The organism is Pseudomonas leptonychotis, assembly GCF_004920405.1.
GTDB classification, from domain to species: domain Bacteria; phylum Pseudomonadota; class Gammaproteobacteria; order Pseudomonadales; family Pseudomonadaceae; genus Aquipseudomonas; species Aquipseudomonas leptonychotis.
The window spans coordinates 2226409-2245605 of the sequence record NZ_RFLV01000001.1; the positions used below are offsets into that span (position 1 = coordinate 2226409).

General features: G+C 61.1%; 15 protein-coding genes. 10 read left to right on the plus strand and 5 right to left on the minus strand.

The window, feature by feature from the left end; genetic code table 11:
- The first annotated feature begins 23 nt into the window (after positions 1–23).
- The 4 genes from D8779_RS10295 (at position 24) to D8779_RS10310 (ending at position 7160) form a co-directional block, all read left to right on the plus strand.
- Positions 24–1829 (plus strand): phenylacyl-CoA dehydrogenase, encoded by a 1806-nt coding sequence (locus D8779_RS10295; protein ID WP_136664308.1) that lies wholly within the window; start codon positions 24–26, stop codon positions 1827–1829.
- A 185-nt stretch (positions 1830–2014) separates the two neighbouring features.
- The gene (locus D8779_RS10300) at positions 2015–3304 is read left to right on the plus strand and encodes a GGDEF domain-containing protein (protein ID WP_136664309.1); all 1290 of its coding nucleotides are present in this window, start codon (positions 2015–2017) and stop codon (positions 3302–3304) included.
- A 110-nt stretch (positions 3305–3414) separates the two neighbouring features.
- A complete protein-coding gene (locus D8779_RS10305) occupies positions 3415–5211 on the plus strand; it encodes an acyl-CoA dehydrogenase C-terminal domain-containing protein (RefSeq protein WP_136664310.1) in 1797 nt (598 codons plus the stop codon).
- Between the two features lie 170 nt (positions 5212–5381).
- Positions 5382–7160 carry an acyl-CoA dehydrogenase C-terminal domain-containing protein gene (locus D8779_RS10310; RefSeq protein ID WP_136664311.1) on the plus strand — a complete coding sequence of 593 codons (1779 nt, stop codon included), beginning with the start codon at positions 5382–5384 and terminating at the stop codon, positions 7158–7160.
- Between the two features lie 355 nt (positions 7161–7515).
- Here D8779_RS10310 and D8779_RS10315 read toward each other — a convergent pair whose 3' ends face one another.
- Entirely contained in the window at positions 7516–8148 is a 633-nt protein-coding gene (locus tag D8779_RS10315) for a HutD/Ves family protein (RefSeq protein ID WP_136664312.1), read from the minus strand.
- A 269-nt stretch (positions 8149–8417) separates the two neighbouring features.
- Between D8779_RS10315 and hutI the strand changes: the two genes are divergently transcribed.
- The 6 genes from hutI to hutC all read left to right on the plus strand — a co-directional run bounded on the left by hutI (position 8418) and on the right by hutC (position 16149).
- Complete coding sequence (hutI, locus tag D8779_RS10320; RefSeq protein WP_136664313.1) at positions 8418–9653, plus strand: imidazolonepropionase; 1236 nt, start codon at positions 8418–8420, stop codon at positions 9651–9653.
- The gene (gene hutG, locus D8779_RS10325) at positions 9643–10581 is read left to right on the plus strand and encodes a formimidoylglutamase (RefSeq protein ID WP_136664314.1); all 939 of its coding nucleotides are present in this window, start codon (positions 9643–9645) and stop codon (positions 10579–10581) included. The genes hutI and hutG overlap by 11 nt, the downstream gene beginning before the upstream one ends.
- 120 nt (positions 10582–10701) lie before the next feature.
- On the plus strand, positions 10702–12027 hold the full coding sequence (locus D8779_RS10330; RefSeq protein WP_136664315.1) for a YjiH family protein: 1326 nt from the start codon (positions 10702–10704) through the stop codon (positions 12025–12027).
- 38 nt (positions 12028–12065) lie between these two features.
- Positions 12066–13748, plus strand: coding sequence for a urocanate hydratase (gene hutU, locus D8779_RS10335; protein ID WP_136664316.1), 1683 nt, complete (start codon positions 12066–12068; stop codon positions 13746–13748).
- Positions 13745–15280 (plus strand): histidine ammonia-lyase, encoded by a 1536-nt coding sequence (gene hutH / locus D8779_RS10340; RefSeq protein ID WP_136664317.1) that lies wholly within the window; start codon positions 13745–13747, stop codon positions 15278–15280. Before hutU ends, hutH begins: the two co-directional genes overlap by 4 nt.
- A gap of 155 nt (positions 15281–15435) precedes the next feature.
- Positions 15436–16149 (plus strand): histidine utilization repressor, encoded by a 714-nt coding sequence (gene hutC / locus D8779_RS10345; protein WP_136664318.1) that lies wholly within the window; start codon positions 15436–15438, stop codon positions 16147–16149.
- 7 nt (positions 16150–16156) lie between these two features.
- On the opposite strand, the gene D8779_RS10350 is transcribed toward hutC, so the two are convergent.
- From D8779_RS10350 to D8779_RS10365, 4 genes are all read right to left on the minus strand, one after another.
- The gene (locus tag D8779_RS10350; RefSeq protein ID WP_136664319.1) at positions 16157–16813 is read right to left on the minus strand and encodes an endonuclease I family protein; all 657 of its coding nucleotides are present in this window, start codon (positions 16811–16813) and stop codon (positions 16157–16159) included.
- A gap of 433 nt (positions 16814–17246) precedes the next feature.
- Positions 17247–17654, minus strand: a complete 408-nt coding sequence (locus D8779_RS10355) for a PaaI family thioesterase (RefSeq protein WP_136664320.1) — start codon at positions 17652–17654, stop codon at positions 17247–17249.
- 28 nt (positions 17655–17682) lie between these two features.
- Complete coding sequence (locus D8779_RS10360) at positions 17683–18561, minus strand: alpha/beta hydrolase family protein (RefSeq protein ID WP_136664321.1); 879 nt, start codon at positions 18559–18561, stop codon at positions 17683–17685.
- Positions 18558–19148 carry a TetR/AcrR family transcriptional regulator gene (locus D8779_RS10365; protein WP_136664322.1) on the minus strand — a complete coding sequence of 197 codons (591 nt, stop codon included), beginning with the start codon at positions 19146–19148 and terminating at the stop codon, positions 18558–18560. Before D8779_RS10365 ends, D8779_RS10360 begins: the two co-directional genes overlap by 4 nt.
- Positions 19149–19197 lie beyond the last annotated feature (49 nt).

Sequence of the window (19197 nt, forward strand, 5' to 3'; positions counted from 1 at the left end):
ATCCACCGCAGAGGTTAACCGCTATGCCTGATTACAAGGCCCCCTTGCGTGATATCCGTTTCGTACGCGACGAACTGCTCGGCTACGAAGCGCATTATCAGAGCCTGCCTGGCTGCCAGGACGCTACTCCGGACATGGTCGACGCCATCCTTGAAGAAGGCGCGAAGTTCTGTGAGCAAGTGCTGTCGCCACTGAATCGTGTAGGTGACACCGAAGGTTGCACCTGGTCCGCTGACGGCGTGAAAACGCCTACCGGCTTCAAAGAAGCCTACAAGCAGTATGTAGAAGGCGGCTGGCCGAGCCTGGCTCACGACGTAGACCACGGCGGCCAAGGCCTGCCTGAGTCCTTGGGTCTGGTTGTTAGCGAAATGGTTGGCACCTCGAACTGGTCATGGGGCATGTACCCAGGCCTGTCGCACGGCGCGATGAACACCATCGCCGAGCACGGTACCGATGAGCAGAAGCACACCTACCTGACCAAGCTGGTATCCGGCGAGTGGACCGGCACCATGTGCCTGACCGAGCCGCATTGCGGCACCGACCTGGGCATGTTGCGTACCAAGGCCGAGCCTCAGGCTGACGGTTCGTACAAGATTTCCGGCACCAAGATCTTCATCTCCGCTGGTGAGCACGACATGGCCGATAACATCGTCCACATCGTACTGGCCCGCCTGCCGGACGCGCCGCAAGGCACCAAAGGTATCTCGCTGTTCATCGTGCCGAAGTTCTCGGTTAACGCTGACGAGTCCATCGGTGCGCGCAACGCAGTTACCTGCGGTTCGCTCGAGCACAAGATGGGCATCCACGGTAACGCTACCTGTGTGATGAACTTCGATGGCGCCACCGGTTACCTGATCGGCCCAGCGAACAAAGGTCTGAACTGCATGTTCACCTTTATGAACACGGCCCGTCTGGGTACTGCTCTGCAAGGTTTGGCTCACGCTGAAATCGGTATCCAGGGCGGCCTGAAGTACGCTCGCGATCGCTTGCAGATGCGCTCTTTGACTGGCCCGAAAGCGCCGGAAAAAGCCGCTGACCCGATCATCGTCCACCCGGACGTGCGTCGTATGCTGCTGACCATGAAAGCCTTCGCTGAAGGCAACCGCGCGATGGTGTACTTCACCGCCAAGCAGGTTGATATCGTCAAGTACAGCCAAGACGAAGCTGAGAAGAAGCAAGCCGATGCACTGCTGGCTTTCCTCACGCCAATCGCTAAAGCATTCATGACCGAAGTCGGCTTTGAAGCAGCCAACCACGGCGTACAGATCTATGGCGGCCACGGCTTCATCGCCGAGTGGGGCATGGAACAGAACGTTCGCGACAGCCGTATCTCCATGCTGTACGAAGGCACCACCGGTATCCAGGCACTCGATCTGCTGGGCCGCAAAGTGCTGCAGACTCAAGGCGAAGCGCTGAAAGGCTTCACCAAGATCGTGCACAAGTTCTGCCAAACCAACGAAGGCAACGACGCGGTTAAAGCGTTCGTCGAGCCTCTGGCCAAGCTGAACAAGGAGTGGGGCGACCTGACCATGAAAGTGGGTATGGCCGCGATGAAAGACCGCGAAGAAGTCGGTGCCGCTTCGGTGGATTACCTGATGTACTCCGGTTATGTCTGCCTGGCTTACTTCTGGGCTGACATGGCGCGTCTGGCTGCCGAGAAAATCGCTGCCGGTACTGAAGACGAGGCCTTCTACAAGGCTAAGCTGCAGACCGCTCGTTTCTACTTCGCACGTATCCTGCCGCGTACCCGTACTCATGTTGAAGCCATGTTGTCCGGTGCCAGCAACCTGATGGAAATGGACGAAGCTCACTTCGACCTGGGCTACTAAGCCTTAATTTCCAACGCAGGTCGAAAAACCGCTGCCCCTTGGGGCGGCGGTTTTTTTATGCCATCAATAAAGCCATGGCCACGCCAAGCAACTGGTCGAATTGCTTAGCGGGTTCCGTGCGTAATCGACCTGTTACAGGCAAACTGCGCGGCGTTATCTGCTTTTCGCGGTTTGTGGAGCCTGTCTTGTCGCGTTTTGCCGCTGTGCGTTTCAGCCATTTCTTGCCCTCGCTGCTGCTCTTGCTCAGCGGGCTTCTGCTTGCTCGCCTCACACAGCTAAGTGAGTTCTTCACCTCGCTGTTTAATGTGCTGCCAACCCTGCTGCTCTTGCTTGGCGGTGCGTTCTGTCTGGTGTACGGGCGCCAGCGCGAGGTGTTTCTGCTGCTGACGCTGTACCTCGGCTATTTTCTGCTCGATAGCCAGGTCGATCATTTTCGCGCCACGGGGCAGGTGCGCAGCGATGCGGCGCTGATTTTCCACCTCTGCAGCCTGTTGTTGCCGCTGCTCTATAGCCTGTATGCCGCCTGGCAGGAACGTACTCATCTGTTGCAGGACCTGATCGCCCGAGCGGCAGTCTTGCTGGCCGTCAGTGCAGTGGCGGTGGGCCTGGCGCAGCGCTTTCCTGCGGGATTGCTGCACTGGTTATCCTTGGTGCGCTGGCCGGCGTTGCAGGTCGAATGGTTGGCGCTGGTGCAGCTGGCCTATCCGGTGTTTATCCTCGGCCTGATTCTGTTGCTGGTGCAGTACCTGCGCGCGCCACGGCCGTTGCATGCCGCGCAGTTGCTGGGGTTGTGTGGTTTGCTGTGGATGCTGCCGAATACCTTCATCCTGCCCAATGCGTTAAATGTGATGAGCAGCCAAATCATGTTGATCCTGGTGACCGCGGTGGCGCATGAGGCCTACCAGATGGCCTTTCGTGATGAGCTCACCGGCCTGCCGGGGCGGCGCGCCCTGAATGAGCGGCTGCAACGGCTGGGTCGTAGCTATGTGATCGCCATGGCCGACGTCGATCACTTCAAGAAATTTAACGACAGCCACGGTCACGATGTCGGCGATCAGGTGTTGCGTCTGGTCGCCGCTCAGCTGCGCAAGATCGGTGGCGGTGGCAAAGCCTACCGCTATGGCGGAGAGGAATTTACCCTGGTATTTCCCGGTAAAACGCTTGAGGAGTGCTTGCCGCATCTTGAAGTCATTCGTCAGGCCATCGAGGTTTATCGCATCCAGCTGCGTGACAAGCAGCAGCGCCCGCAGGATGACAAACAAGGTCGGGCGCGCCGGGCCGGCAGCGCGGCAACTCAAGTGTCGGTAACCGTGAGCATGGGCGTGGCCGAACGTGGAGTGGAGCAACGCAGCCCAGAAGAGGTGCTTAAAGCGGCCGACCAGGCGCTGTATAACGCCAAGAATGCCGGACGCAACTGTGTGCGCAGTTATGGCCAGCGGCGCGGGGCGGTCAAACTTGATGCTGCGCGCGGCTGAGGCTGGCGGCTAATGGCAGTGTATTCAGCATTCGCACTGTGATTGTTGCGCCGCGTTGTGGGCCTTAGCGTAGGGCACTAATCCACGCTCTAGCTGACGGAGAAGCCAGCATGCCCGAGTACAAAGCCCCCCAGCGCGATATGCGTTTTTTGATCGACGAGGTCTTCGACTTTCATGCCGGTTACGCGGCGATGGGTGCCAGCGATGCCACCCCGGACATGGTCAACGCAATCCTGGCCGAAGGCGCGAAATTTTGTGAGCAGGTGCTGGCGCCGCTCAATCGCTCCGGCGATGAAGAGGAATGCCAAATCAACGAGGGCGTGGTGACTACGCCCAAGGGCTTCAAAGAGGCCTTTGCCCAGTACGTCGAAGGTGGCTGGAACGGTCTTTCCGCTGATCCGCTTTACGGTGGTCAGGGGTTGCCGTCCTCGCTGGGGTTAATCGTCAGTGAAATGGTGGGGTCGAGTAACTTGTCCTGGGGCATGTACCCAGGGTTGACCCACGGCGCCATGTCGGCGATTCACGCCCACGGCAGTGAGGCGCAGAAGCAAAGCTATCTGAGCAAGCTCACTGAAGGCCGTTGGACCGGCACCATGTGCCTGACTGAAGCGCATTGCGGTACCGACTTGGGCTTGATTAAATCCCGCGCTGTACCTCAGGCGGACGGCAGCTACGCAGTCACGGGCAGCAAGATCTTTATCTCCGCCGGCGAGCACGACATGAGCGAGAACATCGTTCATTTGGTGCTGGCTAAATTACCCGACGCACCAGCAGGCACCCGTGGCATCTCGCTGTTTATCGTGCCCAAATTTCTCCCGGATGCGCAGGGCGAGGCGGGCGCGCGCAATGGCGTTAGCTGCGGTTCGATCGAACACAAGATGGGCATCAAAGCCTCTGCGACCTGCGTGATGAACTTCGACAGCGCCACTGGCTACCTGATTGGCGAGGCCAACAAGGGCCTCAACTGCATGTTCACCATGATGAACCACGCGCGCCTGGGCACTGGCATGCAAGGTTTGTGTCTGGGGGAAACCAGCTTTCAGGGGGCGATCAAGTACGCCAGCGATCGTTTGCAAATGCGTGCGCTGACCGGGCCCAAGGCGCCGGATAAAGCTGCTGATCCGATCATCGTGCACCCCGATGTGCGGCGCATGCTGCTGACCATGAAAGCATTTAATGAGGGCAACCGCGCCCTGGCCTATTTCACCGCGCAATTGATCGATCAGGCGCACAGCGGTGAAAGCGCCGAGCAACGAGAGGAAGCGGAAAACCTGCTGGCCTTCCTCACCCCGATTTGCAAAGCCTTTATGACCGAGACCGGCCTTGAAGTGACCAACCATGGCATGCAGGTGTTCGGCGGTCATGGCTTTATCCGCGAGTGGGGCATGGAGCAGTTGGTGCGTGACTGCCGCATCGCCCTGATCTACGAAGGCACCAACGGTATCCAGGCTCTCGACCTGCTCGGGCGCAAGGTGCTGGGCAGTCAGGGCAAGTTGCTGCGCGGCTTTACCAAGATCGTCCACAAGTTCTGCGAGGCTCAAGCCGAGCATCCGCAGCTCAAGGGCTATGCCGCTCAACTGGCGACGCTTAACCAGCAGTGGGGCGCATTGACGCAGAAAATTGGCATGGCGGCGATGAAAAACCCGGATGAGGTCGGTGCAGCATCGATGGATTACCTGATGTACTCCGGCTACGTCACCCTGGCGTATTTCTGGTTGCGCATGGCCGAAGTGGCCGAGCAGAAGCTGGCGGCAGGTACTGACGACGCGGCGTTTTACCAGGCCAAACTGGCCACCTGCGAGTTCTACTTCAAGCGCTTGCTGCCGCGTACTGCGACCCACTTGGCGGGAGCCGAGGCGGGCAGTGATAGCTTGATGAAACTACCGGCTGAACATTTCGCCCTCTGACCAGCGGCGTAACCCTGCAAAGCCCGCCACCTGGCGGGCTTTTGCGTACTGGGGCTGGATAAACGCTTTGTGAATATATGGTCACGACGCGACCCTATGTGTCTGAAAAGTTGTTCGGGTAAACTTCGTGCACATCTTTACACCTGCTGGTTCGTCCGAGGATTTGCCCCATGGCTGACTACAAAGCTCCCCTGCGTGATATGCGCTTCGTGCTCAACGAAGTGTTTGAAGTTTCCAAGCTGTGGGCCCAGTTGCCGGCCCTGGCTGAAGTGGTGGATGAAGACACTGCCGCCGCCATTCTGGAAGAAGCTGGCAAGATCACGGGTGGTGTGATCGCTCCGCTGAATCGCAGCGGCGACGAAGAAGGCTGTTCCTGGGCCAACGGCTCGGTGAAAACTCCAGCAGGCTTCCCAGCGGCCTACCAGGCCTACGCCGAAGGCGGTTGGGTCGGTGTTGGCGGGGACCCGATCTTTGGCGGTATGGGCATGCCCAAGGCGATTTCGGCGCAGGTCGAGGAAATGGTCAACTCGGCCAACCTGTCGTTCGGTCTGTACCCAATGCTGACCGCTGGCGCCTGCCTGTCGATCAACGCCCACGCCAGCGAAGAGCTGAAAGAGAAATACCTGCCGAACATGTATTCCGGCCAGTGGGCGGGCTCCATGTGCCTGACCGAGCCGCATGCCGGCACCGACCTGGGCATCATCCGCACCAAGGCCGAGCCACAGGCTGACGGCAGCTTCAAGGTGTCCGGTACCAAGATCTTTATCACCGGCGGTGAGCACGACCTGACCGAGAACATCATTCACCTGGTACTGGCCAAGCTGCCGGACGCGCCGGCTGGGCCGAAAGGCATCTCGCTGTTCCTGGTGCCGAAGTTTATGGTCAACGCTGACGGCTCGCTGGGCGAGCAGAACGCGCTGTCGTGCGGCTCGATCGAACACAAGATGGGCATTAAGGCGTCGGCCACCTGCGTGATGAACTTCGACGGTGCCACCGGTTGGATCGTTGATGCGCCGAACAAGGGCCTTGCGGCCATGTTCACCATGATGAACTACGAGCGTCTGGGCGTGGGCATCCAGGGTCTGTCCCTGGGTGAGCGCAGCTACCAGAACGCCGTGGAATACGCTCGCGACCGTATTCAGAGCCGCGCGCCGACCGGCCCGGTGGCCAAGGACAAAGCCGCCGACCCGATCATCGTGCACCCAGATGTACGCCGCATGCTGCTGACCATGAAAGCGCTGAACGAGGGCGGTCGCGCCTTCTCCAGCTACGTGGCCATGCAGCTCGACACCGCCAAGTTCAGCGAAGATGCGGCCACCCGCAAGCGCGCTGAAGAGCTGGTCGCCCTGCTGACCCCGGTGGCCAAAGCCTTCCTCACCGACATGGCGCTGGAAACCACCACCCACGGCCAGCAGATTTTCGGCGGTCACGGTTATATCCGCGAGTGGGGCCAGGAGCAGTTGATTCGTGACTGCCGTATCACCCAGATCTACGAAGGCACCAACGGTATTCAGGCACTCGACTTGGTCGGCCGTAAAGTGGTCGGCAGCGGCGGTGCGTTCTACAAGCACTTTGCTGACGAGATCAAAGCCTTTACCGATTCGGCTGATGCCTCACTGGCCGAGTTCGTGAACCCGTTGAAAGACGCCATCGCCAACCTGGAGCTGATGACCAGCGACTTGCTGGAGCGCGCCAAGGCCAACCCGAATGAAGTCGGCGCCGCCTCGGTCGAGTACCTGCAGGTGTTCGGTTACACCGCCTACGCCTACATGTGGGCACTGATGGCGCGCACTGCCCTGGCCAAGCAGGATCAGGACGAGTTCTACGTGAGCAAGCTGGGTACCGCGCGTTTCTACTTCGCTCGCCTGCTGCCGCGTATCCACTCGCTGACTGCTTCGGTTAAGGCCGGTAGCGAGAGCTTGTATCTGCTCGACGCCGCGCAGTTCTAACGGCGCTTGCAGTAAACCAGAGCCCCGGCCAAGTGCCGGGGCTTTTGCGTTTAAGGGCCTGGCTTTGTCTGCTGCTATATCCAGTTCGTAGGGTGGGTTAGCGGCGCTTAATACCTGCCGAGAATCCATACGCGACAGTGGTGCGCCGCGTAACCCGCCAGACAATGGAGCGCGTTGCGCCGATGGTGGGTTACGCCGCATCCGAATGACGTGATGCGTGGTGATGACGGCATGCGGCTAACCCACCCTACAAAATCTGCATGCAATAGTTGATGGGTTCGTAACTGAACAAAGCCCGGGCCGAGTACCGGGACTTTTGAGTTTATACAGGCCTGGATTTGCTGAGTGTTGAGGGCTATGCCCAATCATCGCTTAGCAGATCAATGGCCTCTTGCTCGGCTGTGACCGGCTCCAGCCGTGCCAGGTAGAGGCCGCTGCGGCCGTGGCTGGTCAAGCGCCAGGGGCCGGCTTCGTCTTCCAGTAGCAAGCCTTGCTCGGCGCTTAGGCTGATGGGCACCATGTCGGCCCTGGCGCAGGTCAGGCCTGCGCCGCTGCAGCAGTAGATAAATAGCACCGCGCTGCTGTCGAGCCACTGCTGGCCCTTTAGCTCGCGGTATTGCAGGCGGTGTTGCCAGCGGTTGCGCCGGCTCATCAGATTGAAGTCCTGCACCGGGTCATCAAGCAGTTCGGCCTGCACATCCAGCTCGCCGGGAAACGCCACCACTGGGGTGCGGCTATCGAGCTCAAGGCTGATCTGCTCGGGCAGATTCAGGCGCAGGCCCGCGCCGCTGAGCAGACCCAGGCTACGGTCGATGCCGGGGTAATGAGAGAAGGGGCCGGCGCTCTCCACCCGCGCGCTGCTGATGCGCCAGTCGAAATCATCCAGGCCCGCGTCAGGCGGTGCGATGGCCAGTTCCAGGGTTACGCCCTTGCCGTTCTTCCACGGCAGTTGGCGGGCGGTGCTGCTGTCGATGATACGGATGCTCACGGCTGTTACTCATACAGGCTGTTTGTATATGTATATACATTAACGTTTTACGACTGCACAGCGGCTGTGTGAGCCGAGCGCTGCCGTTGGTCTGCTGCTGGGCTTTGCTGTTGACCAGCATGCGCTGTTTATCTCGGTGATTTATTTGGTTATGCCTTAGCGCGGTCATATGAAGGTGTCGCACGGTAGTGATTTTTGAGTGACGAGCGGGGTTGACGACGGCATGGGTGAATTCTATTGTATATACAAATTCGCTCAAGGAGAGTCCCATGTCCCCGTCCGCCCCGCGCCTGCTTTGGCGCGAGCTCTGCCTGTTTGATGGCCTGACGACGCTGGCTGAGCCGATCAATCTGCTAGTGGCGGATGGCAAGGTCGCGGGGCTATGGCCGACCCGCTTGTTTCCTGAAGCTATGGCTGAAGGTGCGGTAGAAGCCGGGCGTGGCGGGGTGATGACCCCGGGTCTGGTGGATTGCCACACTCATCTGGTGTACGCCGGCAATCGCGCCGCTGAATTCGAGCAGCGCCTTGAGGGTGCCAGCTACGCCGAGATCGCCAAGGCCGGCGGCGGCATCCTCAGCACTGTGCGCGCCACTCGTGCGGCCAGCGAGGACGAACTGCTAGCGCAAAGCCTGCCGCGTTTGCAGGCGCTGCTGGACGACGGTGTGACCACCCTGGAAATCAAATCCGGCTACGGTTTGAGCAGCGCTGATGAATTGAAGATGCTGCGCGTCGCCCGCCGCCTCGGCGAGCTGCTGCCGCTGCGCATCACCACCACCTTGCTCGGCGCCCACGCCTTGCCGCCTGAATTTGCTGGCGACAGCGATGGCTATATCGCCCTGGTGTGCAACGAGATGATCCCGGCGGCCGTTGCCGCAGGCCTGGTCGATGCGGTGGATGTGTTCTGCGAAAACATCGCTTTTAGCCCGGCGCAGTGCGAGTTGGTGTTCCAGGCCGCGCAACGCCACGGCCTGCCGATCAAGGTGCACGCCGAGCAGTTGTCCAATCAGGGCGCCAGCGCCTTGGCCGCACGTTATCAGGGCCTCTCGGCCGACCATATCGAGTTTCTCGACGAGGCTGGGGTGCAAGCCATGGCCGCCGCCGGCACCGTGGCCACCCTATTGCCGGGGGCCTTTTATACCTTGCGCGAAACCCAGTTGCCGCCTATCGCGTTGCTGCGTCAGTACGCTGTGCCGATGGCCCTGGCGAGCGATGCCAACCCCGGCACCTCGCCGATCTGCTTCCCCACGCTGACTCTTAACCAGGCCTGCACCCTGTTCCGGTTGACCCCGCGTGAGGCCCTGGCCGGTATGACCGCCCATGCCGCCCGCGCCCTCGGCCGCGCGGATCTCGGTCGGATCGAGGTTGGGGCACCTGCCGATCTGTGCCTGTGGGATGTGCAGCAACCCGCCGAGCTGGCTTATGCAGTCCAGCCGGGCCGGCTGCGTCAGCGCATCTTCAACGGCGCCATTAGTTACAGCAAAGAGGCCAATATCCATGCACGCTGATCGCACCTCCATGGACCTCTGGCAGGGCCGCGTCGACCCGGAAGCCGACAGCCCGCGCTGGCATCAGCGCATTCAGGAACTGCGCGCGGACAGTCAGCCTGGCGTCGCCCTGCTCGGTTTCGCCAGTGACGAAGGCGTGCGCCGTAACCATGGCCGCGTTGGTGCGGTAAATGGCCCCCTGGCCATGCGCAAGGCGTTGGCCAATTTAGCCTGGCATCGCCAGGGCGCCGCTTATGACGCCGGTGATGTGCTGTGCGCCGCTGGTGATCTGGAAGGCGCCCAGGCGCGTCTCGGTCATAACGTCTGCGCGCTGCTGGATGCCGGGCATTTGCCCATCGTGCTCGGAGGCGGCCATGAGGTGGCTTTCGGCAGCTGGCAGGGCATCGCCGAGCACTTGGCTGGCGGCACTCCTCGTATCGGCATTATCAATTTCGACGCGCATTTCGATCTGCGCGACCCGGCTCACGCCCGTTCTTCCGGCACGCCTTTCGCGCAGATCGCCGAGCAGTGCGCCGCCCGTGGCTGGCCGTTCGCCTATGCCTGCCTGGGCGTCAGCCGCGCCAGCAATACCCGCGCCTTGTTCCAGCGCGCTGCCGAACTGAATGTGCTGGTGCGCGAAGACCGCGAGATCCGTGAGTCCAGTCTGGCCGCTATCAGCGCTGAGTTGCAGGTCTTTATCTCCGGTTGCGACGCCATCTACCTGACCATCGATATCGACGTGCTGCCGGCCTGCGAAGCCCCCGGCGTCAGCGCCCCGGCAGCGCGTGGCGTGCCGCTGGCGCTACTCGAACCGCTGCTGGAAACGGTGCGCGACAGCGGCAAGTTGCGCCTGGCTGACTTGGCCGAACTCAACCCCGAACACGACATCGACAGCCGCACCGCCAGGGTCGCGGCACGCCTGATTCACCTGTTGACCCTGACCGGCTAAACGCTAATTAGCCACTTCCCTGACAACAATAAATACAGAGGAATGCACAGATGACATCCTTCACCCAGCACCGCCATGGCGGCAGTCCGGCACCTCGTTCGTTGCGCACGGAGAGCTGTCATGTCTGAACAACTTACGGCGTTCGCCAGCGTATCCAGGGGCCGCGCCTTGTCCCGATTGCTCGGTTACAGCCTGATTGGTCTGCTGATCTTTTTTGTGCCGTTCGAAATCGGTGGGCGCAGCACTATCCTTCTCGACCACGCCGCCAGCGCCCTGCAAACCCATGCACGGCCGTTGGTAATCGTCATCGCCATGCTGTTTATGCTCTACGGCGCGCTGCAGCCCTGGCTGAGTGGCAGCTGGCGCGGTGACCTGACCCGCACGGTGTTCAGTGTGCTCAAGGTGCTCGGCCTGCTGATCGGCGTTGGCTACCTGTTCGGCGTTGGACCCGAGGCGCTGTACCAGCCGGGCATGCTGCCGTTTCTGTTCGACAAGCTGGTGCTCAGCCTGGCGCTGATCGTACCGCTGGGCGCGTTGGCCCTGGTGTTTTTGATCGGCTTCGGCCTGCTGGAACTGGTCGGTGTGCTGATGCAGCCGGTAATGCGGCCGATCTGGCGTACGCCGGGCAAGTCGGCGATTGATGCGGTGGCCTCGTTCGTGGGTAGCTACTCGGTGGGCCTGCTGATCACGGACCGCATGTACCAGCAGGGCCACTACAGCGTGCGCGAGGCGGCGATTATCGCCACCGGCTTCTCCACCGTGTCGGCGCCTTTTATGGTGATCATCGCCAAGACTCTTGGCCTGATGGAGATCTGGAACCTGTATTTCTGGAGCGCGATGCTGGTGACCTTCAGCGTCACCGCCGTCAGCGCGCGCATCTATCCACTGTCACGCTTGCCTACCGAAAGCCGTCCCGAGCCGCAGTTGCAAGCGGGAGCAAGCCGTATTGCCAGCGCCTGGCGTGCGGGGCTGAGCCAGGCGGCCAGTGCGCCCTCGCTGTTCAGCGCGTTGCGCGAGACCTTTGTCGATGGCTTGCGCATGACTGCTGCGATTCTGCCGAGCATTCTCGCGGTCGGCTTGCTCGGTTTGCTCGCCGCCAAGTACACCCCAGTCTTCGATGCCCTTGGCGTGTTGTTTTATCCCCTGACCTGGCTGTTTGGCCTGAATGAACCGATGGAGGTGGGCCGCGCTATTTCCTCGGGCCTGGCGGAGATGTTCCTGCCGGCCATGTTGCTGAAAGACGCCGACATGCTGGTCAAATTCGTCACCGCCATCGTCTCGGTGAGCAGCGTGCTGTTTCTCTCCGCTTCGATTCCCTGCGTGCTGGCCACGCGAATTCCCCTGCGCCTGCGCGACCTGTTGCTGGTCTGGCTGCAGCGCACGTTTTTAAGCCTGTTGTTCAGCATTCCGCTGGGCTACCTGGCGCTCTACATGGGCTGGCTATAAGCCGCCACACCTGACGATATGTTGATAAGGAGCCTCTTATGAGCCTTTTCCGTGACACCGAAATACGCGCCGCCCGTGGCACCACGCTGACCGCCAAAAGCTGGCTGACTGAAGCACCGCTGCGCATGCTGATGAACAACCTCGACCCGGAAGTGGCCGAGAACCCCAAGGAGCTGGTGGTGTATGGCGGCATTGGCCGCGCCGCGCGCAACTGGGAGTGCTACGACAAGATCGTCGAGGTGCTGACCCGCCTGGAAGATAACCAGACCCTGCTGATCCAGTCCGGCAAACCGGTTGGTGTGTTTGAAACCCACGCCGACGCGCCGCGCGTGCTGCTGGCCAACTCCAACCTGGTGCCGCACTGGGCCACCTGGGAGCACTTCAACGAGCTGGATGCCAAGGGTCTGGCCATGTACGGGCAGATGACCGCCGGCAGCTGGATCTATATCGGCAGCCAGGGCATCGTCCAGGGCACCTATGAAACCTTCGTCGAAGCCGGTCGCCAGCATTACAACGGCAGCCTCAAGGGCCGTTGGGTGCTAACCGCAGGCCTGGGCGGCATGGGCGGCGCGCAGCCGCTGGCCGCGACCCTGGCCGGTGCCTGCTCGCTGAACATCGAATGCCAACAGTCGCGCATCGATTTCCGCCTGAAGACCCGCTATGTCGACGAGCAGGCCAAGGATCTGGACGACGCTCTGGCGCGCCTCGACAAGTACTGCGGTGAAGGCAAGGCCGTGTCCATCGCCCTGTGTGGTAACGCGGCTGAAATATTGCCGGAACTGGTACGCCGTGGTGTGCGTCCGGATATGGTCACCGACCAGACCAGCGCCCACGATCCGCGCCACGGTTACCTGCCTGCTGGCTGGAGTTGGGACGAGTACGTGGCGCGCGGCAAGACCGAGGAGGCCGTGGTGGTCAAGGCCGCCAAGCAGTCCATGGCTGTGCACGTGCGCGCCATGCTGGCCTTCCAGCAGATGGGCGTGCCGACCTTCGACTACGGCAACAACATCCGCCAGATGGCCCTGCAGGAGGGCGTCGACAACGCCTTCGACTTCCCCGGTTTCGTCCCGGCCTATATCCGCCCGCTGTTCTGTCAAGGCATCGGCCCGTTCCGCTGGGTGGCGCTGTCTGGCGACCCAGAGGACATTTACAAGACCGACGCCAAGGTCAAAGAGCTGATCCCGGACGACGCCCACCTGCACAACTGGCTGGACATGGCCCGCGAGCGCATCAGCTTCCAGGGGCTGCCGGCACGCATCTGCTGGGTCGGCCTGAAGGACCGTGCGCGTCTGGCCCAGGCTTTCAATGACATGGTGGCGAGCGGTGAGCTGAAGGCGCCCATCGTCATCGGTCGCGACCATCTGGACTCCGGCTCGGTGGCCAGCCCCAATCGCGAAACCGAGTCGATGATGGATGGCTCCGATGCAGTGTCCGATTGGCCGCTGCTTAATGCTCTGCTGAATACCGCCGGCGGTGCGACCTGGGTGTCGCTGCACCATGGTGGCGGCGTCGGTATGGGCTACTCGCAACACTCCGGTGTGGTCATAGTGGCGGATGGCACGCCGGAAGCCCGTGCTCGTCTCGGCCGCGTGCTGCGTAACGATCCAGGCACCGGGGTGATGCGTCACGCCGATGCCGGTTATGACATTGCCGTCGATTGTGCCCGTGAGCAGGGCCTCGACTTGCCTATGATTGGCGCCACTCAAGGAGCCCGAGCATGAGTCTGTTCACCCTACACCCTGGCCAGTTGACCCTGGCCCAACTGCGCGCCGCCTTCCAGGCACCGCTGCGCCTGACGTTGGCAGAGTCGGCCTACCCGGCCATCGAGGCCAGTGTCGCCTGCGTTAACGGCATCATCGCCGAGGGCCGTACCGCCTACGGCATCAACACCGGTTTCGGCTTGTTGGCTTCGACCCGCATCGCCAATGAGGACCTTGAAAAGCTGCAGCGCTCGCTGGTGTTGTCGCACGCCGCCGGTATTGGCGAGCCGCTGGACGACGCCATGGTGCGCCTGATCATGCTGCTCAAGGTCAACAGCCTGGCCCGTGGTTTCTCTGGGATTCGCCGGCAGGTGATCGATGCGCTGATCGCCCTGATCAATGCAGAGGTCTACCCGCATATTCCGCTCAAGGGTTCGGTGGGTGCCTCCGGTGACCTCGCACCATTGGCGCATATGTCGCTGGTGTTGCTCGGTGAAAGCCAGGCGCGTTATCGCGGTGAATGGTTGTCGGCCACTGAGGCATTGGCGATTGCCGGTTTGCAACCCATGACCCTGGCCGCCAAGGAGGGCCTGGCGTTGCTTAACGGTACTCAAGTATCCACCGCCTATGCCTTGCGCGGGTTGTTCGAGGCCGAAGACCTGTTCGCCGCCGCGACTGTTTGCGGTGGCCTGACCGTGGAAGCCGCTTTGGGCTCGCGCTCGCCGTTCGATGCGCGTATCCATGCCGCTCGCGGCCAGCGCGGGCAGATCGACGCGGCGGCGGTTTATCGTCATCTGCTTGGCGACAGTAGCGAAGTCGGTCGCTCCCATGAAGCCTGCGATAAGGTGCAGGACCCGTATTCGCTGCGTTGTCAGCCACAGGTGATGGGCGCTTGCCTGACCCAGTTGCGTCAGGCCGCCGAGGTGTTGGCCGTCGAATCCAACGCGGTTTCGGACAACCCGCTGGTGTTCGCTGCCGAGGGTGATGTGATTTCCGGGGGTAACTTCCACGCCGAGCCGGTGGCCATGGCCGCCGACAATATCGCCCTGGCCATCGCCGAAATTGGCGCCCTGAGTGAGCGCCGCACCTCGTTGATGATGGACAAGCACATGTCGCAGCTGCCGCCGTTTCTGGTGGCCAATGGCGGGGTCAACTCCGGCTTTATGATCGCTCAGGTCACCGCCGCGGCCCTGGCCAGCGAGAACAAGGCGCTGGCCCATCCGCACAGCGTTGACAGCCTGCCGACCTCGGCCAACCAGGAAGACCATGTGTCCATGGCCCCGGCCGCCGGCAAGCGCCTTTGGGAAATGGCCGCTAACACCCGTGGCGTGATCGCTATCGAGTGGCTGGGCGCCTGTCAGGGCCTGGACTTTCGCGAGGGCTTGAAGAGCTCGCCATTGTTGGAGCAGGCGCGTCAGGTATTGCGTAGCCGCGTAGCCTATTACGTCGAAGACCGTTTCTTTTCCCCGGATATCGAGGCCGCCAATGCGCTGCTTGCCGAGCGCGTGCTGACCCCGTTGCTGCCGAGCGGGGTATTGCCGTCGCTGGCGTAGGTTGGCGTTGAGCGCAGTTGGTAGGGTTGCAGCGCGAAGCGCGTCTACCGGCTTAGCGTGTTGCAACGGTGGGCAAGCAAAGCGTTGCCCACCCTACGTTGCGGCTTGTTGACGCGCTATCATCCGCGCATCGGGTACTACCCCAAGGAGCTGTTGTGAGCAGTACCACCCCGCGCTACAAGGCGATTGAAGCGTTTTTGCTGGAGCGCATTCAGAGCGGCGTTTACCCGGTCAATCATCAGATTCCCGCCGAAGAGCAGTTGGCGCGAGATTTCGGCGTTAGCCGGATGACCGCCAACAAAGCCATTCGCGATCTGGTGCAGCAAGGCTATCTGCTGCGTCAGGCCGGGCTGGGCACCTTTGTCACGGATCGCAAGGCTGAGTCATCGCTGCATGATGTGTTGAACATCGCCACGGAAGTCCGTGGCCGTGGGCATGTTTACAGCAATGACGTTATTCGTTGTGAGGCGCTGGCGGCGGATGATGAGGTGGCGCTGCGTTTGGGGATGCGCCTGGGTGCAGAGGTGTTTCACAGCATTTTGGTCCACCGTGAAGACGGGGTGCCGATCCAGCTGGAAGATCGCTTCGTCAATCCGCGTTGGGTGCCGGATTATCTGCAGCATGACTTCAGCCTGCAGACGCCCAACGAGGTGTTGGTCAGCAGTTGCCCAATCTCCGATGTCGAGCATGTGGTGGAGGCGGTGCTAGTGGGGGCGCAGGTGGCGCAATGGTTGGCTATCGAGCCGAGTGCGCCGTGCCTGAGTGTGATTCGCCGAACCTGGTCGGATGAGCACCTGATCAGCTACGCCCGGCTGACCCATCCGGGCGATCGCTACAAGCTGCGCTCCAGCCATAAACCTCGGCGCTGAATACGGATCAGTTATTGATCTGCTGCTCGATCAGCTCTGGATTGTCGATAAAGCGATTGCGCGTGCCCTGCAGGCTGGCGATTTTGTCGTTGCGCGCTTTCTCTTCGGCGTCCGGTGGGTCCATTTGGTGCCACTTCTTGTACAGCTGCACCTGGCCGACGATAGGCAGGCCGTACTCGACATGCATATAGAAGATCGCGCGGGCGATATTGCCTTTGGCCTCATCGCGCGGCTCGACCATCTGGAAACTGGTTTTCATGTCGCAGCCAATGTCAGCAAACTTGCTTGGTACGCTGTCGTCCAGTTCGCCGAACTGTGCATTGCGGCGCACCAACTCCACACGCGTCATGGCCGGATACAGGTTGTGCAGGTCAGAAGCCATATAGACGTACTGCGGGTTCATGATTCCGCACTGGCGGTTGGTTATGCAGCGCAGGGAGCTTTTCAGCTGCTTGCTGCTGTAGATGGCGCTGGCCTTGAACTGAGCACTTTCCTCGCTAAAGGCTGCGCCGCAATACAGCGAAGTGCCGCCCTGGCCGTAAAGTTGGCTCCAGAACAGTTTCACGGCGGTTTTGGGATCGGAGATCTGGTTTTGCCCGCTGGCGGATGCAAACGGGCTGATGCTGACTGCTAGGCAGCCGATGGCAATAAACAGTGAGCGCATGTGTGGCCCCAGTGACCGCCGTTGACGGGGTCTGTTGTTTTTGTGAGACAGGTTCGAGTCTAGCAAGACCTGCGTCACAAAATAAAGCCGAGCATTTGCTTGGTTTCGTCACTGTAGGCATTGGCTTACACGGTGTGCTGCAGATCGCCACTAGGCCAGGTGTCTAGTGCTGGCTAATCTGTTACCCAAGGACGTCGCGCAGGAAGCGCACTTTAGCAACAGGGACACGTGGGACAGCTGCCAGGATGGCAAGCAGATCAAGGATGTCAGCAAACAGTCTGCAAAAACCCCGCAATCGCGGGGTTTTCTTTTTTATCGCCTGCCATCCATGGCAGCCACCCTTCGGGCCATCGCTGCGTGATGTTAAAAATTGCTCCAGGCAATTTTTTATGGCATTCGCCAAATCACACAATCTTTCTCGACCTGTCGCACGTTATCGCGTGATCACGCTAAATACCGCGCTGGCGCGGGCGATGCGCACGGACTCGACCACAACGTAGCAATTGGCGAACGCCAGACTTTTACCGACTTTTTGCACATCGGTTTCGAGGGTGATCCAGTCGCCGAGTTTGGCCGTGCCGGCATAGTCGATGGTCAGGCTGCTGGTGACTATCGGCGTGGGCGGCTCTTGAGCGAAGGCACTGTTATAGCCCAGAGCCACGTCGGCCAGGCTGCTGAGCACACCGCCATGCACCAGACCGCGTGCATTGCAGTGTTTCTCCTCGGCGCGCAGGCCAATCACCAGGCCCGTGTCACTGCGCTGGTTGTAAATCGGCCCGAGCAGATCGAGGAAGGGACTGCTGCGAAACAGTGGGGTAAAGCCTGCTGGGATTATGCTCATCAGCGCAACCTCATTTCATCTGGGATGTTCAGGCGGCCTGGCGCTGCGCCTGCAGTTCGGCAAACCAGTTCAGTGTTTCATCCCACAACGGCTGCGCCGCCGGGCGGAAGTAGCCCATATGGCCGAGAGGGCCGATGCTGGCGGCTGAATCGAGGGTGCGTGCTTGATAAGGCGCGGCGCTGTAGGCGGCCATAAAAGCGTCGCGCGAGGCAGGCGGGGCCCAGAGGTCGTCCAGCGCGTTGGCGGCAATAATCGGTGTGCTGACCTGAGCAAAACGCTTGGCGAGATCCGGCATCTGCGGGTCTTCGAAGAAGTAGCGCGGGAAGCTGCACCAGCGCTTCCACTGTTTATATACGCCCAACGGCAAGTCTTCGCCCATGCCCAGTTTGCTCCAGGCCAGATAGCCCTTGTAGCGGGTCAGCAGCGGGCCAATCAGCCGCCACATAGTCAGCACGCGCAGCTGCTCGGCCTTGGGCATCCAGCCATGCCAGCCGGCACCGGTGCCGAAGGTGTAGAAACCCTGGACCTGATCATGGTTGGGCAATAGCCCGAAGGCATGCCCGCCAAACGAATGGCCAACCATATACAGCGGTCGCTGCGGGTGACGATGCTGGTCGACAGCCGCCGCCAGATCGAGGTGCGCCCAGTCCAGATAATCCATGGCAAAGCCGCGCAGGCTGGCCGGCTTGGATTGGCCGATACCGCGGTAATCCAGGGTCAGGGTGCTGTAACCGCGCCGCGCCGCGTATTCGGCAAAGCGTCGGTAGAAACCCTGAGGCACGCCGGTGGCGCCGGCAATCAGCAATTGCGCGATCGGCTCCGGGGCGTGATATAGCGTGGCGGTGAGCGGATAACCGTCGAGTGCCGGCAGCTGCACGGTTTCGCTAAGGATAACTGGGGTGTTCATGGGCGGACTCCTCGCGGAAACTGTTCGCGGGTTAGGGTGAACAAGGCAGTGGCGGCGCGCTTGAGCGGCTCGCTGCTGCCGGCCACGCGGGCTTGCAGCAGCCCGCCTTCATACAGCGCTACAAACAAAGCGGCGAGGTTGTCCGCTTGCTCGCTGGGGTAGCCGTAGGCATGCAGTTGCACGCTCAGGGCCTGGCGCACGGCGGTAAAACTGCGCTGCAGAGCGGCGCGAATTGCTACGTCTTCCGGGCCGCTTTCCAGGGCAATGGTGGCCAGCGGGCAGCCGCGCTCGAACTGACTGCTTTCCAGCTGCTGCAGCGCACCTTGCAACCAGTTGTGCAACGCCTTGAGCGGATCGGGCTGCTGAGCAAACAGCTGGCTGAACAGGCTGTCGATGTGCCGGCTGATATGGTCGATGGCCGCCACCGCCAACTCGCTCTTACCGCCAGGGAAGTGGTGATAGAGGCTGCCTTTGGGCGCGCCGGCAATTTCCAGTAGCTCAGTCAGGCCAACGCCATGCAGCCCCTTGCGTTGCAGGGCATCGGCCATGGCGTGGATCAGTTTGTCGCGGGTCGAGGTCTTTTTCATGGACTAAATATATAGACCGGTCGGTCTGTTTTGCCAAGAGTTTTTTCCA